This window comes from Paenibacillus sp. E194 (assembly GCF_000935845.1).
GTDB lineage: Bacteria > Bacillota > Bacilli > Paenibacillales > Paenibacillaceae > Paenibacillus_B > Paenibacillus_B alvei_B.
Map to the genome: position 1 here is coordinate 1 of NZ_JMDX01000115.1, position 18,307 is coordinate 18,307.

Sequence of the window (18,307 nt, forward strand, 5' to 3'; positions counted from 1 at the left end):
CCGGATGTATCTTGGATTCGAACCGAAGCGCGACTAGAATTAACAGAGGTATTGGGATAAGCGTTGTTAGCGTTAACTTCCAATCAATTGAGAACATCATTCCCGCGCCAAATAGAACCATCAGCACCATATTCAAAATTTGTGCGAAGCCGAACCCAACAAAGTTGCGTATCCCTTCAAGATCTGCAGTCAAGCGGGACATCAAATCCCCTGTTCTTGCCTTGTCATAGTAACGGAATGAAAGGAATTGCAGCTTGCGATAGCAGGCATTTCTCATTTCGTAGGCAACATAGTTGCCTAGACGACCGCCAAAATAGCCGTGTAAAAATGTGAGGGTGCCTTTGATGCTGACAACGACGACCACCGTCAATGACAGCCAAGGCACCCAATCGAATCGTTCTTTTGCTATGACGTCGTCAATCAAGATGCGCAGCATATTGGGATATACCAATCCGAGCGCTGTTGCCGCCATCAAGCAAAGTATAGATACGATTAGGTAGCCTTTTTTCGGCCAGTAAAAAGTGCTTAGCCGCTTGAAGACGTTCATGATTTCTCCTCCCCTTTTCTACGTTCTCGTGAGATGTAATGCAGTTTATCATCATGAAAACACAACAGCAAAACGCCAATTTCATCATAATGCCGTTTGTGCCCGATTTTTCCGAGCTTTGCGGTAACATATCCATTCATTTCTTTTAAATCGTCTGATTTACTGACTTGTCGTTCATTATTCAACAAAGAACGCTTACCGAGCATATGCCCAGTAAGCGTTTGAACGCAATTTATACGGTTTTGATATCGATTCCGTGTGAATTCATCTCTTCACTTGGATGCTTTTATGAATCTGTCGTAATAACCTCTTCCAAAGTACTCATCACAGCTTGAAGCAATTCTTCATCCACATTTGCATGCAGTGCATTGTTCAATCTTTCCATATATAGATCCAATGCGTCTGACAGCTCCTTGTAGGACTTTTGAATGACCTTATTATAGTGAGTGAGGATATGTTCGATAAATTGTTCCCGATGAGCTTCTGTTACCCGCTTAACCGCCTGCATCGCCTGCAGCTCTAGCGCCTGTCTAAGCTCGCTGCGACCGCTGCCTTCGAAAAAGGTCTTACTATTGCGGAAATAACCACGAATCCACCTCGTTGTTACATTCGGCAAGTCAAGCTCACCTGATACCTCTGGCGTTGGCCAAGCCCCCATATCCACATCAGCCGGTGAGTACCCGGGCAGCTGCTCCATTATGGATAGCTGCAGGCGATCGTGATAGCTTATTACGAGCTTCTTGGCTCCTTGTTCCATCCGCAATGAGGTTGCATACAGTTCATTCGCAAGCTCTTTGCTAAATAGGCGAATCCATTCCACATAACAGCGCTGCAGCGCACTATCTATATCCCGATCATCTCTGCGCAGGGAGGCCGGATTGAAGGCGTGAGAGAACATATCACCGAAGCGGAATTGCAATCGTTGACCCACATGGTAGAGCAATTCATCTGCTTCCTGCTGGAATAGGCTTGATTCATCACGCTCCAGCCACTCCGTGCAGCTGCGACGCGCTTGTTCGGCCAATGCTTGATAACGAATGACTTCCCGTTCACGCTCCGCTGCATCGGCATGTGAGGCATCCCACATCGCCTTCAGCTGTCTTGCTGCCCTATCCAGACTATTGTGAGCCGAATGAATACTGAGCTGAGTCAACTCATTGCCTGCGAACTCTAGGAATGACTGCTCAAACTCACCAATACCCGACGTTCTAATCTTGTCCTTCTGCGCTTGCTGCTTGCCCTCCAATGCCTGCAAGCTCGAAATCGGAAATAGCCGCGGACTGCGCACACCGAATTCGCGCAGGCGATCCTCCACATAATCCAGTACACTTGACAGCTCTTCAGGTGAGGCAGCAAGGTCAGATGCATTGACCACAAAGAACATTTTATCAAGTTCAAAGGCATCCTTCACCCGGCCCAGCTGCGTAAGGAACTGTCGATCAGCTTGGGAGAAGGCATGGTTATAGTACGTCACGAACAATATGATATCCGCCTGCTTCATGTATTCAAATGCAACACCCGTGTGCCTCGCGTTAATGGAATCCGCACCCGGAGTATCTACGAATACGAAGCCTTGTCTCGTCAGCTCACTGTCTATGAACAAATCAATGCGCTCTACGAACGCTGATCTTGATTCATCACTCACGAATAAGCGATACTGTGCCTCATCAACCATTAGCTCCTGACCTAATAGGCCTCGAGCCTCATCTATCCCACGATCCACAGCCTGAATGAATCGATAATATGGCCGCCCAGACGGATGAATTGTCTCTGGACGAATTCGCGCAAGCGAATGGAGCACTTCATCCATATCCATGGTAGATGCATTAGGCTCGCCCAAGGTCTCTAGTGCATAGCGAAGGTCATCAAGCAGCTTCGCTTGGCGCTTCATTGTTACGCGAGCCGTGCCATGCGGATGCTTATCTGTCGCTGCCTCGATCGTATTAATTGCGGCTGTTGTCGGGTTGGGTGATACTGGCAGTGCATCTTGCCCGATAAGGGCGTTCGCGAACGATGATTTGCCTGCACTGAACGCACCGAACAAGGCAACCGTAAAGCGATTCTCGTCGAGCCGCTTCGCCTTCTCCCGCATCTCTGCTGCAAGCATCTTCATCGATTCCAGCCGTTCAAGCACGCCTGCTGCTTGCTCCAGCTTCTGAGCTGTATGGACCAGCTTGCCCCGAACTTGGCTAGGAGCAGCAGCCTCTGACCGCTGTTCTGTTCCACTAGGAGTTGACCCATGAGCAATAAGATTGCGCTCAGAGTCTTTTACAAAAGATTGATCTTGGGCATGTCTATCCAGATCGCCGCTTGTCCCGAGCCCATCAGCCTCTGTAGACAACTCCAACCATGATTCAACGATTGCCTGCTTATCTGAACGTCTCTGCTGTACGTGATCAATTATGCCATTACCGGCCGGAGCATTGTGAACGCGTTCCTGGTTCCTGGCCTCTGCAGCATGCTGCTGGTCTACTACCTCCTCCTTGCTGTTTGCTTCCTGCTTCAAGCTGTGAATATCGGGAAGAAGACCGATCCAGCCACATTCCAGCTTATCAGCAGGCAGCCATAATTGTATGGCTCGAACCAATTCCGATTCGATCCCTGTAGTAGCTTGTAGGCGATTCTCCACTTCCGAGAACTCGAGGGAGAGCTCGCTCATGGAAGCAAGCTTAGATTCTGCCCGCGTAAGCTCTTCACGATATTGACGGAGCTTGATCTCTAGTAATGGCTCTGCCACTGTCAAAGCGGCTCTACGCAGCATCGCGCGTGCTTCATCAGCTATTGATCTGCAATAATTCAAGGTATACTCAGGTGAACCGCTCGCTCCCTCTGACACCGAATCAGCAAGCCAGGAATCACCTAGATCAGGCATGGCTTGCTCCATCTCAGCCGATGCCTCCTGCTCGTTTGCTCCTACCTCTTCAGCCAGCGAGCGAATCATTTGGATGAGATGAACCTCAACATTTGCCCGCAGCCCTTCCTTCCAGATGGATGTGAAGGACTGCAGACGTTGCGTACGTTCATTGTCTGTCTTCGCACTGGAGAATAAGAAACCGACCTTGAAGCCAGGCTTTCGGGATTCTAAATATCGCTGCGCCTGTTCACGCATTACTGCAGGCGTAACATTCGCATTACTAAGCAGCTGCTGCACTTGCTTCTGGAACGATGCATTTACTTCCTGCTCCCGAGCTGTAAGCTCTGCAATGCGCTGTTCCGTTAGATGCAGCTGTTCCTTCCACGCAGCCAATGAGGCTTCGTCGCCTATACGTTCCACTAGCTGTTCACGTTTACTTACAAACGGCTCCTTTAAAACCTTTGCATGGGCGGACACGAGCTCACGTGCCGCACGTAAGATACCATATCGAACGAGCGGCAGCCGTTCTCGCGCCGTCTGGCGAACATACGCTTCTAATGCATTCCATTCATTCAATGGATGTTCTGGCTGCCTTACAGAGATGTAGAATACGCCTTCGGGCTTCAACTGCCATGCATCAAGTGCACTTCGGACATCGCTCTGATACGATTCGAAGGTAAGCTCCTGCTCCCGGTGCTTGTCAATTTGATTCACAATCCAGATAAGCGGCTTACCTGCATCTGCAACCTCCTTCGCGAATGCGAAGTTCGTCTCCGACTGGACGTGATTATAGTCCGTCACATAGAACACAATATCAGCCAGATGCATGGCTTCCTCCGTAGCTGCTCGATGTGCTGCATCTGTAGAATCTACTCCGGGTGTATCCAGCAGAGCAACGCCTTGCTTCATCCAATCAATTTCATCAAAGAGAACGACACGTTCTATACCAGCACCATCACGGCACACATCATCTAGCTGCTCGAATTGCACAGGCTCTTCAAGAACCGTTCCATCTTGTTCAGATCTGCGTAGAACCCGGGCATGACGCTCACCGTAGCGGAGCGTAACCACGTTCGCACTGGTTGGAATCGGACTCGATGGAAGCAGCTGCTTGCCGCATAATGCATTAATTACACTTGATTTGCCTGCCGAAAAGTGTCCACAAAACGTTACCATCACAATCGCTTCCTGCCACTTATTCGCCAGCTCCAGCATCTTCTCGGCGTGCTGCACATCTCCCCTATGCCGCATCTGATCCGCTGTATGCTTCAGCCATTTTCCGAGTTCATCGCTATCTCTTTCCACAATGGCCGAATTGGTGTGCAACCTCGCATTCATCTTCTCCATTCACGTCTCCCTCACCGATTCTATCCTAACGGAACACGAATATTCGTTATATTTGCGCATAGAAAAAACCGAGTAATCGGCTTCCTCTTTTTGCCTTATACTCGGTTTCTAGTGTACCATATTTTGCTGTTCGGGGAGAATGATTTCGAATTGTTCTCCGCGCTGTAAAATAGTAATGCCTGAATCTTTCACGCGCATTACGACAACATCACGTTTTTGACGCATACGTTCCACATACTGATCAGGAACTTGTCCGGCTGCATATACCGTAACGCCGTCAATTTCACGTTCTTCATCCTCTTGCAGAGGTGTTTGCATAATCTTTTCATAAATATTAGAGAATTGTTCAAAATCATTCGTGTATACCGAAATACATTTCATCACGACCGACTCCCATCCACGTTCTTATAGTTTCCAGTCTTTCTAGGTTTGGTCGCTTTCATACGTATTTTACCCTCTTGACAGCTATCTAACAGCGGACAAATGTCACATTTGGGGGATTGCGCTTTGCAATGATAACGTCCAAAAAAGATTAACCGGTGGTGCGTATCTGTCCATTCCTCACGAGGAATTTTACGCATCAGCTTTTTCTCCACTTCCAACACACTATCGTCTTCGTTGGCAAGTCGCAAGCGCTTGGAGACACGCTCGACATGTGTGTCCACTGCCATTGCAGGAACACCGAAGGCGTTGGAGACGACCACATTGGCCGTCTTTCTGCCGACACCAGGAAGCTCTGTTAGCTGAGCATGCTCCCTTGGCACTTCACCCTCATATTTATCAATGAGCATGCGGCATAGTTTTTGAATATTTTTGGCCTTGTTGCGGAATAAGCCAATGCGCCGAATATCTGACTCCAGCTCTTCAAGCGGAACTGCTAGATAGTCTTCTGGTGTTTTATATTTCTGGAACAGCGTAGCTGTTACTTTGTTCACCGTCTCGTCCGTGCACTGCGCTGACAACAGGACTGCAATTGTCAATTCGAACGGATTGGAGTGAGTCAACTCGCAATGCGCGTCAGGGAACATCTGACCAATCGTATCGAGAATATGTCGGACGCGGGCACTTGTTGCCATCTGGAAGTCACCTCACCTTTCTATCCATTCTGCTTGACTATTTCCATCTAAAAACCGTCTCACCCGCTAAGGTGAGACGGTTCGAAATGAACCTAATCGTAGTTTAAGACAATTTCTCGATTTCAACAACCTGATCCTTAATGATATACAACATAATATCGGTATCTTCTTTAATGGAAGACAGGCTGGTTTTCTCGCCCTTCGAATGAATAAATGCATTCGGATGAACTTTGAATATATAATTGTTTTCAGCCATCGTGCGTTTTACATACAATTCATCCGTACTTGAATTATAACGCCAGAAGCTGCGCTTCATTCCGCTGATCAGCTTCACAACTGCAAGATCGCTTGTATCCTTGCGCATCTCTACGCGGTCTCCTTCTTTCAAAGCGCTCAAATTCGATGTAGAAGAAGAATTATCCACCTGAATTTGCGCGTTCTTGCCAACTTGATGCACAGATAAGGAGCCAGCATTGTCACGTACTCGAATCGTGCCGTTGTTCGTATCCACAGACTCTACACGACCATAAGTAACTTGAACTTGACGCACTTCCACGACAGAACGTCCGTCCATTACAACGTTGACATAGTCATTATCCTTCAAGTCAGCAATCTTGATCTTTTTATTGTTCAGATCATAGATTGCCGCACTGCCTACATTGAAGTCCTCGATCGTTGATCCGTTGGAGCGCAGGCGCAAACGATACTTCTCCGCATCACGAGATGCGATCTCGAACTGCAAGGTTTGACGAACGGCAAGAGATGTTACTGAAGACTGATCTTCTGTGAAGTAGGCTACAATTGTATCACCATTATTCACATCATTCAATGTTGCTCCGCTCTTTCCATATTTTTCAACACTAAGCGTATTGCTCTTATAAGGAAGCGTAACCGTCTGCCCATTGGCAAGCTTCATCGTAACCGTCTTAGCGGTCGAGCTTGCAAAGACAAATGTTCCTTCGAACTTGTTGACAAACTGCACGAGGAGCGCATTTTTGGCTGTATATTGAATATTAACTTTACGTTTTCCATCTTTCAACTGACTAGCGATATCATCAACTGCAACCTTCACTCCGTTGTTCTCAAAACGCGTTTCATTGGTCAGCTTGAAAACGTACGGCTCTTTACGCTCATCCACCACCATCAACAAGTTGTTCGTTCTATCATAGTCCGAAACCGTAGCTCCGATCAGCATCTCGGCTTTCCGATTCATTACTTTAATGTTGGTAACCTGATCTTCGCTGTTCATCGCAAGCTCGACGCGATCTCCGTATTCGCCTGCGACAATATCGTCGAACGTAGGATTATTCATTCCGTCGATTTCGATCTTCACATCGCGTGCAAGCAGCTTCGCTACGAGTTCATTGTTTTCTTTTCGGATCGTGATGCTTGTTTTTGTCGCGCCTTTTTCGTACAACGTTCCAGAAATAGTTACTTGTTGGGCATTCGTTAATTCGATTTCAGTTACGACGCTATTTTTCACCGTATAATTGACGGTGTCATTTTGCTTGATGCTGCTAAGACCTGACAACAATTGATCCTTATACCGAACGTAAGCTCCCTCCACAACCGTGTAGGTTTCGCTCTCACCTTGTTCGTTCTTGATCGTCACGGAACGATTTTTCACATCAATAGAAGTAATAGAACCTTTGGCCGATTTGTTGACAGGACCAGACTTTACTTGAATCTCAATAATTTTGCGTTCGTTCGTAAACGTCTCACGCTTGATGACAAGCTCACTGTCCGCCATCAGCTTTAAAGGATCAATCGTGTTGCCGCTGGCATCTTTGAATACAGTTGCGCTGCTGTCATACACAAAATCAGACAATGCATCAGAGCCATCCTTCGTGAAGTACAGCTTCCTCTCTGATGGAGCAACATATCTCAGCTTAACCGTTGAAGTTTCCACCTTCGGTTCAGCGTCGATCAATTCAACATATGTCGCACTTCCCGATTGTCCAACAACACGAACCTTCATATATAGGCCGATATCGGAGACTTTGATCGACTGCTCGCTGTCTGCTTTATAGTACATCGTGTTTTTATCGCGACGGAAGTTCGCTGTCTTGCCCTCTTCCGTATACAAGCGAATCTCTTGATCCGTTAGGCTCATCACATAACCGAATGATTCGGATGCGTGCTTCACCTTGGATACTTTTTCTCCACGGCTGAAGAATGTTGCAAGCTGCGCACGCGTTACTTTGCCTTGTGGCTCGAATTTGTTGCCGCTCATTCCTGTAGTCAATTCCAGATCAACTGCAGTGTTGACATATCCTAACGCAGCTGCGCTAATTTTGCTATTGTCCGCGAATGTCGTCTTCTTATTCGCGGCACGCTCAGCGTCTGCTTGTTTCCCAACAGCACGAACCAAAATTTTCGTCACCCATTCACGGGTTGCCTTTTGATCGCCCCATGCTTGCTTTGGGTCTGGCTTGGCCATTTCTTCTTTTTTATCCAACAACCCTTTTTGGAATGCGAGAACAATATACGGCTTAAAGTAATTGCCGACCTTGAAATCAGCTGGAAGAGCCACGGAATCAGCAGCGTTAAGTTCCCCCTCCAGTCCCATAAAGCGAATCGCCATTGTAATGGCTTCCTGCTGTGTTACATCGTCACCAGGACGGAACTTGCCGTTATTCCCCTTTAAGATATCCAATGCTGCAAGCTTATGTATATGTTTTTCTGCCCAATAACCAAGCTTAACATCGCTGAATATCGGACTTGTATTCGAAGTTGATGTAACTTGATTCGTCTTTGTAGCGGTATTTGATTCAGCTGCCATCGCAAATTGCATAGATGTCAGCATCATGGATACGGCCAATAACGCACTTGTTAATGCACGCGCTTTGCGTGCACGCGGTTTAGAATTTAATTGCATGATGCATCCCCTTCCACATATATTTCTTCGTAAGATGTTCTTTTTCGACAAGAACAGGGGCATTTCCTGCCCCTGTTCTCGAATAATTACTGGTATTATTATGTTTAATTACATGATTCGTGCAGATAACTATGGACGCTTAATTGGATGTTTCAACGTAACATGGCCCATCAAGCTTTCATCTGATTTTCCGTCTACCAGAATATCAATTGCCTTTACTTCATCGAATTGGAACAACGTTTTAGTAAGAGCATCCAAAGCAAAAGCTTCTCCGCCTGCACCAAGATGGCCCTCTTCCGGAATATGAATGTCAAGGACAAGCGTTCCCTTATCCATCTTCACTGATTTGAAGTCGATCTTTTCCCACAACGGAATATCTTTATCATTGTCAGACGTCTTCAACGCTTGAAGTGCAGATTGATACTTCTCGTCATCATTAGAGAACTGTATCGTCTTCTTATATGACTTCAATTCCATTAACTGATCATCAGAGACAAATACGTCAAGCGACTTTTCTTGCTTTTCAGACTTCGTTTCTTGACCTTTGTCAGTTGTTGGCTGCTCAGACTTCGTTGTCTCGTCTGACGGCTTTTCCTCGTTCGGCTGCTCTGTTGTAGGCTGCTCTGTTGTAGGTTGTTCAGCTGTTGGCTGCTCAGGTTGAGCAGCTCCGTTTGTTGTCGGCTTAGCACCGCAGGCACTTATAATTGTAATGGATAGAACTGCGGCAGCAAGTGCCCACCATTTTCGTGTCTTCATGAAGCACGACCTCCTTTACATCGTTCATAACGCAACAGATCGTCAAAGGTTGCATTTTTTTATGGAATCAGGATATGCCCAAATATTCTTTAATTCCTTTGACAATGTTCTCCGCAACGCGCCATTGGAACTGGTCGTCATACATTTTTGGTTCGTCATTCGTACTCGTCAAAAAGCCAATTTCGAGCAGAGCCGACGGCATCTTCGTTTCTCGAACGACATGGAGATCCCCAAATTTGATACCCCGATCCTTAAATTGCGTTCCATTCAATAAATTTTTGTGCAACGTCTTGGCAAGTGCTTCGCTGCTCTTGTGATAATAGAACGTCTCCGTACCTGTTACGGAAGGGCTATTTTTCGCACTGTTGCCATGTATCGATACGAATATATCAGCACCAATTTTGTTCGCAAGCGATGAACGATCGGATAATTCAGGGAATGAATCGTCTTCGCGCGTCATGACAAGATTGATCTTATCTTCTTTACGAAGCAGCTCTCCGACTTTCAAGGAAAGTGCCAAAGTAAAGTCCTTTTCCGTCTTCTTCGTCAAGCTAAGCGCACCGGAGTCCTTACCTCCATGACCTGCATCAATAACAACGGTATAAGTACCATTCGGTTTATTGGGCGTTACAGGTGGTTTCGTTGTTCCGCCATTGCCGTCCCCACCGTCATTTCCACTCTTTTGATTCAACGAAATGGTCGTCAAACCTTGGTCATTCAGTGTGACTTCACCATTCAACGGGTAGTTCAAATCAATAACGAAGCGCGCTGTATTCGGCTTATCGCTGAACATTGCAAAGCGAATGCGCTGAACATCTGGGTAATCTGATACTACATATTCCCCTTGTCCATCTTTATTGAAACTATATTTTTCATAGAACTCGTCCGAGAACACTGCATTCGGCAAATCAATAACTACCCGGTTAGGGCTGTCCATCGTCATAATGCTCGGTCTTACATTACGATCTAAAGCAATATGTAATTGATTATTGTCAAAAGAAAAGTTCGTAACGACTGAAGTATTGTTATCTGGCTTTACTTGGTCTCCACCATTACTGCCATTATCTCCATTGCCGTTGTCCGGCTTTGTCGGCTTGTCCTCATTGCCTTTATCAGGTGTTGGGGGCGTTACTTCGTCAGAAGTGAACATGTACACGGATTTGGTTGAGTTGTCCCAATCCACTTTCAACCCCATATTCTCGCCGATAAAACGAAGTGGGACTAGTGTAGTCTCGCCTTTAATAACCGGTGGTGCAACAAGTGTAACACTCTTGTTGTCAACTGTCGCCGTCTTCTGATTGACGGTGAGATTCATGCTTCTGCTATTATCATTTATAGCTACCGTCTTCGCCTTCTGATTCCAATCAACCTTATAACCCAACTCTTCAGAAACGATGCGAATCGGGACCATGACCGAATTGTTCAGCATCAAAATATTCTCTGGCATCGCCAAAGAATTTCCATTCAAGTACAAGCTCGTATTAGGTGCAGCTTGTCCCAGCGTAGGAAACACTAAACACAACAGCATTAATAGCAATCCAACCGCAAATTTTTGTTTTTTCTGCATCTTCACCTCTACATCCTTTCGTCATGTTCCGCACTATTCTATTTGTCTATTAAGAACGGACGTATTATTAGACGTATAAAAAGTACAAAAGTTGCGTAGTTTCTACATTTTTTGGCTAAAATAAACCTGCTAAAATATCCCTTGTTTTCACTGTAAATCACCTACTCCCACATGGCAAGACAAAAATTGCACATTTGAACATAAATATTGACAGGATACGTAACAACCAAAAAAAGACCGTTTTCTATTTCGCACCTGATCATACAAAAAGTGCAAATAGAAAAACGGTCTACAATCGCTAAAAAATATCAACTTCTAGTAGCAGAAATAATCAAGAACATGGGTCTGCGCAGCTCATCAGTCATCCCGGGTATTTCTCGAAGCATTTTCTCAGATGGAGTCGGCTCCTTCACTGCACGTATCGTAAATCCCGCATCAATCAAGTTACTCATATACGTAGCGAACGTTCGATGATACTTAACGACATCCTCCGTTAAGAAGGTCGTTTCACGCTTTCCTTCAGCCTGATACCCATCCACTGCCTAATGGAGGATATTCCCTTGCTCATCGTACACCCAATCTTGCTCATTGCGCGAAGTGAAGATCGGATGCTCGACCGAGAACAGAAATACGCCCTTTGGTTCTAAGCTCTGATAGATTTTTTCACAAATCATATCGAACGATTCAATATAATGAAAGGCTAACGAGCTAATCACCACATCAAATTGCTCATCTGCAAACTGAATGTCTTCAATGGGCATGCAAATAGGAGATTGATGAATCATTCGTCAATTCACGTGCTTTCTGCAGCATTTTCTCTGATATATCAACCCCTATTATAGAATCGGCATGCTGTTCTCGGGCGTATCTACAATGCCAGCCGAAGCCGCAGCCCAGATCCAGCACACTCTTGTTGCGCAAATCTGGAATTAGTTCCTGTAATACATGCCATTCTCCCGCTCCTTCTAGCCCATGGATAGAACGGGGCATATTCTCATATGCGGCAAAGAAATTCGCATCATCGTATTTGTTGTTGTCATGGACGAAATCCGAAATCCATTTTCTTTTCTATTTTACAATATGTATTTCTTCTCAAATAGGAATAAGTCCGATATGTGCTGCATGCACTTACAAATCTTAATCCGCTACTCAACGCCTATACAACAAAATCCCTGGAACGCCGAAGCGAATCCAGGGATTTTATACCTTCCATATCAATAGTGCTTATACGACGGGGTAAGCGACACGACCCGCATTCACAGCTTCGTATGCAGTAATTGCATCTTCATGCTTCAGCGTCAATCCGATATCATCGAGACCTTGCAGCAAAAATTGACGACGATGCTCATCCAAATCGAAAGTGTAGTTCAATCCGTATTCATCCGTAATTGTCTTCTCTTCCAAATTCACGTCCAGACGATAACCGTCCTTCTCCGCTGCACGACGGAACAGCTCATCAACCTGCTCTTCTGACAGCTTAATAGGCAGAATACCATTCTTGAAGCAGTTATTGTAGAAAATATCTGCGAATGATGGAGCGATAACACAGCGGAAGCCATAGTCAAGAATCGCCCAAGGTGCATGCTCACGTGAAGAACCGCAACCGAAATTCGCACGGGACAGTAATACGGAAGCTCCTTCATATTGCGGCTGATTCAAGGTGAAGGAAGGAATAACATTGCCCGCCTCGTCGAATCTCCACTCATAGAACAAGAACTGGCCGAATCCGCTCCGTTCAATACGCTTCAAAAATTGCTTAGGAATGATTGCATCTGTATCCACGTTGACCCGATCAACCGGGGCAACAAGACCGTTCAATGATGTAAATGGTTGCATGATTCGTTCCTCCCTTAGTTCAATACTTCCGCTTTGATTTCCCAGTTGCGCACATCAACGAAATGCCCCTTGATTGCCGCTGCTGCTGCCATTGCTGGCGATACCAAATGCGTACGTCCACCACGTCCTTGACGTCCTTCGAAGTTACGGTTGGAAGTCGAAGCACAACGTTGTCCTGGCTGGAGCACATCCGGGTTCATAGCAAGGCACATACTGCATCCAGCATCACGCCATTCGAAGCCCGCTTCCACGAATACTTGATCCAAACCTTCTTTCTCCGCCTGAAGCTTAACCCGGCCAGAGCCTGGAACGACGATAGCCGTTACCTTATCGCTCACCTTGTAGCCTCTAGCTACCTCTGCCGCTGCTCGCAAATCCTCGATACGGCCATTTGTACAGGAGCCGATAAATACATAGTCGACAGCAATTTCAGTTATCGGCGTACCAGGTGTCAGATCCATATATTCAAGTGCTTTTTCAGCAGCTTTACGTTCATTTTCGGTAGTAAAATCAGCAGGGTTCGGGACATTCGACGTAATATCGGTACCCATACCCGGGCTCGTTCCCCAAGTCACCTGCGGGATAAGCTGATCCATATCCACTTCAACAACTACATCATAAGCAGCACCCTCATCGGTTACATAGCTCTTCCACTCTGCAACAGCAGCATCAAAAGCTTCGCCTTGAGGCACATACTGACGATCACGCAAGTATTGGAATGTTGTCTCGTCTGGTGCGATTAGACCAGCACGTGCACCCGCTTCGATGGACATATTGCATACAGTCATTCTCTCTTCCATCGTCAATTCGCGGATTGATTCGCCTGTGTATTCAATGACATAGCCAGTTGCAAAATCAGTGCCGTTCTGCGCAATGAAGCCCAAGATCATATCCTTCGAAGTTACGCCTGGCTTGCGCTTGCCAACGAAGCGCACTTCCATCGTCTTCGACTTCACTTGCTGCAAGCATTGTGTTGCCATTACATGCTCAACTTCGCTTGTGCCGATTCCGAACGCGAGGGCGCCGAATGCACCGTGCGTCGATGTATGACTGTCCCCACAGACAATCGTCTTCCCTGGATGAGTAAGACCAAGCTCGGGCCCCATAACGTGCACCACGCCTTGATCAATGCTGTCTAGGTCGAACAGCGTAACACCAAAGTCTGCACAGTTCTGTGATAATGTATCGATCTGCTGCTTCGAGATTGGATCTGTAATGTTGAACCGATCCTTCGTCGGTACATTATGATCCATTGTTGCAAATGTAAGATCCGGACGTCTTACCTTGCGGCCGCTCAAGCGCAATCCTTCAAAAGCTTGCGGGGATGTTACCTCGTGCACCAAATGCAAATCAATGTATAAAATGCTTGGTTTGCCTTCTTCTTGCACGATGACGTGCCGATCCCAAATCTTCTCGTACATGGTCTTCTTTATCGTCATTTCCTTCACCTCTCCGCGATTTTACGCTTCTCTCTCTATTTCTCTTGCCACCAAATATAGCATTTCTTTCTTCATTGATCCAAGATATAATATCTATAAAGATAATAGGTTAAGCCTATAAGTGATGAAGAGGAAGGGTGAACGGACATGGAATTTAGACAGCTGCTCTATGCCGTCCAAATCGCACAGGAGAGAAACTTCTCCCGGGCTGCTGAGAAGCTGCACATCGCACAGCCTTCATTAAGCCAGCAGTTGTCGAAGCTAGAGAAGGAAATTGGCGTCCTCTTATTTCAACGAACGACCAATTCAGTGGAACTCACACATGCAGGAGAGGTATTCGTCGACCGCGCACAGAAGATGCTCGATGCGATGGAACAGTTGAAGAACGAAATGGCCGATATCAGCCAAACGAAGAGGGGAAAGGTGGTTATCGGGACAATGCCGATTACGGGATCCCATATCCTCCCCCATGTCCTTCCTCAATTCCATGAACGCTATCCAGCCATCGATCTGGTACTCGTAGAGGATACTTCGACGTCCAACCTGGAGCGGATGACGGCCCAAGGCAAGAATGATCTATGCCTGCTATCTCTGCCCTTAACGGATGATTCCCTTACCTATCGACCTGTCATAGAAGAAGAGATTCTGCTTGCAATCCCCCCGCAGCATTCTCTTGCCAAGCAGCATAGCGAATGTTCCGAGCCAAGCCAGGTGTCCTTATCAGACCTCCGAGACGAATCCTTCATTCTCTTGAAGCGTGGTCAAGGATTCAGGCAAATTACCGTACAAATGTGCCAGGACGCCGGTTTTACCCCGAATGTCGTATTCGAGAGCACGAACATTGAGACCGTCCAGTCTCTCGTAGCGGCTGGTATGGGGGTTGCCTTAGTTCCTTCATTTATTGCGACTGCTCCTCGAAGCGAATTTGTTCCGTTATATCTTCCGCTGACAGGAAGACCTTCCCGTACGCTTGTTATCGCGTATCGGGAAGGCCGCTATATGTCCCATGCGGCAGAAGCATTCATGCAGACACTGGAAGATACGATTACAGCCCGATTCGGCTCACGAGTTCGCGCCGGAAGAATGATGAATCAATCTAAGAAGTCAGACTGAGATCGTATCGCTCTCTATGTGCGAATCAACTCGTCGATTCGCATTATGGCAATCCTGCAATCGCAACAGGGAATTGACCTAACGCGGCTGTGCGTCCAAGCAATACTCGTGCTGCTGCCCGCACATTACTATCCGTTAACCCATAAATCGCATAGCCGATTGGAATGTTAGCCAAAGCCTGAGCATCATAGGGAAGTCCTGCTGCAACAACTGCAACAGGCTTCTTTATTTGTTCAAGCTGAGCTACCAGCTTTTCAAGCAGTTTGGTTCTACGAGGCTGTCGGTATACATCATTTGTCACGATAACGACGGCATCAGCGGCTCTGATTGCATCTGTTAAGCCTGTATCATCAAGCTTACTCACTCGAACTTCCGTCTCAACAGAACGCACCTTGTTGCTATTAACTGCTACATGAGCATCCTTCTCCTTCGCCCCAACATCTCGTCTTCCCATCTCCTCAGCTACTAATGCACGCTGCATTGCTTCCAAGCTGACGCTATCATGACCGACCAGAAGTACTTGGTTCATACTGGATGTAATCAGCACACTGGGCTGATTAGCAATAGAATCTGTCCCCCAACGTGTAACAGCCTGTTCCGCTATGCGCTTCATTAATCCCTGCACCTGATTGGAAGCAATAAATGATTGGGCTCTCCCAATCGCTTGTTCCACATTTAATTGAGAAGCCTGCTTCGCATCCGTCACCTTATACTTCAGCTTCAAGCGCAAGATGCGACGGACACTCTCATCAATGCGCTGCTCGGTCAATGTTCCCTCTTCTATCGCTTTATGAATCGCAGCTATTGCCTGATGCGGCTTAGGGGGCATCAATAGTACATCTGCACCTGCTTGGATGGACATTACAGCAGCTTCATCCGAACCAAAATGATCCGCAATCGCCTTCATATTCAATGCATCCGTAATAATGGCCCCCTGAAAATGCAATTGATCTCGTAAAATATCTGTAAGGACACGGGAAGATAGTGTAGCTGGAATCGTGATGAGTGAACCATCTTTTTGAGAGGAGGTAGTCTTCAGATCTAGTTGAGGAACCTGAATGTGAGCGGACATAATCATATCCACTCCTTCTTCAATGGCTGCCTTAAAGGGCAGCCATTCTACTTGCTTGAACCGTTTCAAGTCATAGGTCAACTGAGGTAGTCCAAAATGTGAATCAGTACGTGTCGAGCCGTGCCCAGGGAAGTGTTTCACAATGGCAGGCATGCCGCTTTTATGTGCTCCCTGTACATAGGCGCGTACGTACGCAGACACCTGTTTAGGCTCAGAGCCGAATGAGCGAAGTCCGATGACGGGATTGTACGGATCATCATTTACATCAGCAACAGGGGCAAAATTTAGGTTGATGGAGAGCAACTGCATGAGACTGCCCGTTTCAAAAGCCGTTTCCTTCGCAAGCTGGGGTTGTCCAGTCGCAGCAATTGCCATATTTCCATTCCAATCGCCAGCGAACAGGATACGATTCACTACTCCCCCCTCCTGATCTATGCCAATCCAGAGTGGGATACGGGATGAGCGGAGCATTTGGACATTGTCTTCAATCGTTTGCCCCACAGTCTTGATGTCGTCTTTGAATAAAATAACGCCTCCAGGAGCCAGTTCATGAAGGATATTCGACAGCGCTTGGTTAGGCTTCTCAGCAGTAAGCGCAGATAAGTGAACCAAAAACATTTGGCCAATTTTCTCGTCTAAGGTGAGTGATTGCAGCCATTGTTCCACTTGAATGTTGTCTTCTACAGAGCCATTAACAGTATTCCGATCAAGTGATGAATCCGAACTCTTCGATCGGGTCGCATCCGTACTCTTATGATGAACTCTACCACCCCCATCTGTACCCAGCACCCAATCTACCACATGAGCGCCATATCCAGACCAGACTAGAAGGAGCACACCTATTGCACATCCCGTAATGAGAAAAAGAAGACGTGCTTGACGACGTTTACGAGATGTGCCTGCCCGCTTGTGCCGCTCTTTTCTCGACATCATACACGATTAAGCAATGGAGCAGAACCATAGGAAGCTGTAGCAGATTGATAAAGCGATTCTCTACGATCAGTGAAGACAGGAATTCGACTCCGCACCTCCTGTACGAGCGACAGAGAGATTGGCGCCTGCACAAATGCTTCTTGTTCCCCTGATGAAGCAAGTGTGTCTCCCCATGGATCAATAATTGCCGAATGTCCGAAGAAAGCCGTCTCCTGTCCTGAAGCTCCCTTGCTCGTACCGACTCGATTGCAGGCTACCACATACATTTGATTTTCAATGGCTCTCGCAGTCAACAGCGTCTTCCAATGATGAAGCCGTGGATGCGGCCACTCAGCCGGAACAAATAAGACTTCTGTACCTTGGAGCGCCATTGTTCGGGTCCATTCCGGGAAACGGAGATCATAACAAATAATAACCCCACATTTCACACCATCCAGGGTAAACGTTCCGAGCGCATTTCCTGAAGATAAATAAACATGTTCATCCATCAACTGGAACAAGTGTACCTTGTCATAGGCGCCAATAATGCCGCCGTTACGATCTGCTGCATACACCCGGTTGAAGATCTGGTCGCCTTCACGAACCGATACGGAACCACCTACAATGTTTACACCATATCGTGCAGCAAGCATCGTGAGCATTTGCTTCGTCTGCTGTCCATTTACATCTGCTATTTCGTGAATCCGCTCAAGTGCATAACCCGTATTCCACATTTCTGGAAGCACAATGACATCCGGCTTCGACTCTCGCTCCATTGCTTTACCGATCCATTGAATAACGTTCTCCATATTTTTGTCCGGTTCGCCGATTGCAACATCCATTTGAATCGCACACACATTCCATAATTGTTCCATCGTATACACTCCTTCTCTCGGCTTTCCGCATGCAC

The 18,307-nt window shown here is 46.7% G+C and carries 12 protein-coding genes and 1 pseudogene; 1 reads left to right on the forward strand and 12 read right to left on the reverse strand.

Going from position 1 to position 18,307, the window contains the following annotated elements; genetic code table 11:
- The 10 genes and pseudogenes from AZ66_RS16455 to leuC all read right to left on the reverse strand — a co-directional run.
- The coding region (locus tag AZ66_RS16455; RefSeq protein WP_044355825.1) for an ABC transporter transmembrane domain-containing protein at window positions 1–547 on the reverse strand (547 nt) is incomplete at its 3' end.
- A 286-nt stretch (window positions 548–833) separates the two neighbouring features.
- A complete protein-coding gene (locus tag AZ66_RS16460) occupies window positions 834–4,748 on the reverse strand; it encodes a dynamin family protein (protein ID WP_044355827.1) in 3,915 nt (1,304 codons plus the stop codon).
- A 108-nt stretch (window positions 4,749–4,856) separates the two neighbouring features.
- Window positions 4,857–5,129: a hypothetical protein gene (locus AZ66_RS16465; RefSeq protein WP_021259144.1), complete on the reverse strand. Its 273-nt coding sequence runs from the start codon at window positions 5,127–5,129 to the stop codon at window positions 4,857–4,859.
- The gene (nth, locus tag AZ66_RS16470; protein WP_021259145.1) at window positions 5,129–5,824 is read right to left on the reverse strand and encodes an endonuclease III; all 696 of its coding nucleotides are present in this window, start codon (window positions 5,822–5,824) and stop codon (window positions 5,129–5,131) included. Before nth ends, AZ66_RS16465 begins: the two co-directional genes overlap by 1 nt.
- 103 nt (window positions 5,825–5,927) lie before the next feature.
- Window positions 5,928–8,702: an S-layer homology domain-containing protein gene (locus AZ66_RS16475; protein ID WP_044355828.1), complete on the reverse strand. Its 2,775-nt coding sequence runs from the start codon at window positions 8,700–8,702 to the stop codon at window positions 5,928–5,930.
- Window positions 8,703–8,831: 129 nt separating this feature from the next.
- Window positions 8,832–9,458 (reverse strand): GerMN domain-containing protein, encoded by a 627-nt coding sequence (locus tag AZ66_RS16480; protein WP_021259147.1) that lies wholly within the window; start codon window positions 9,456–9,458, stop codon window positions 8,832–8,834.
- Between the two features lie 67 nt (window positions 9,459–9,525).
- On the reverse strand, window positions 9,526–11,025 hold the full coding sequence (locus tag AZ66_RS16485; protein WP_044355829.1) for an N-acetylmuramoyl-L-alanine amidase family protein: 1,500 nt from the start codon (window positions 11,023–11,025) through the stop codon (window positions 9,526–9,528).
- A gap of 308 nt (window positions 11,026–11,333) precedes the next feature.
- Window positions 11,334–12,015: pseudogene (locus tag AZ66_RS16490) on the reverse strand (class I SAM-dependent methyltransferase).
- A 234-nt stretch (window positions 12,016–12,249) separates the two neighbouring features.
- Entirely contained in the window at window positions 12,250–12,861 is a 612-nt protein-coding gene (leuD, locus tag AZ66_RS16495) for a 3-isopropylmalate dehydratase small subunit (protein WP_044355831.1), read from the reverse strand.
- 14 nt (window positions 12,862–12,875) lie between these two features.
- Window positions 12,876–14,300 carry a 3-isopropylmalate dehydratase large subunit gene (gene leuC, locus AZ66_RS16500; protein WP_044355832.1) on the reverse strand — a complete coding sequence of 475 codons (1,425 nt, stop codon included), beginning with the start codon at window positions 14,298–14,300 and terminating at the stop codon, window positions 12,876–12,878.
- Between the two features lie 147 nt (window positions 14,301–14,447).
- On the opposite strand from leuC, the gene AZ66_RS16505 reads away from it, so the two are divergent.
- Window positions 14,448–15,413, forward strand: a complete 966-nt coding sequence (locus AZ66_RS16505; RefSeq protein WP_044355834.1) for a LysR family transcriptional regulator — start codon at window positions 14,448–14,450, stop codon at window positions 15,411–15,413.
- Window positions 15,414–15,456: 43 nt separating this feature from the next.
- Here the strand turns inward: AZ66_RS16505 and AZ66_RS16510 are convergent, their stop codons facing one another.
- Both AZ66_RS16510 and AZ66_RS16515 read right to left on the reverse strand, forming a co-directional pair.
- Complete coding sequence (locus tag AZ66_RS16510; protein ID WP_082061618.1) at window positions 15,457–17,418, reverse strand: glycoside hydrolase family 3 protein; 1,962 nt, start codon at window positions 17,416–17,418, stop codon at window positions 15,457–15,459.
- On the reverse strand, window positions 17,415–18,272 hold the full coding sequence (locus tag AZ66_RS16515; protein ID WP_044355835.1) for a carbon-nitrogen family hydrolase: 858 nt from the start codon (window positions 18,270–18,272) through the stop codon (window positions 17,415–17,417). The genes AZ66_RS16510 and AZ66_RS16515 overlap by 4 nt, the downstream gene beginning before the upstream one ends.
- Window positions 18,273–18,307: the final 35 nt, after the last annotated feature.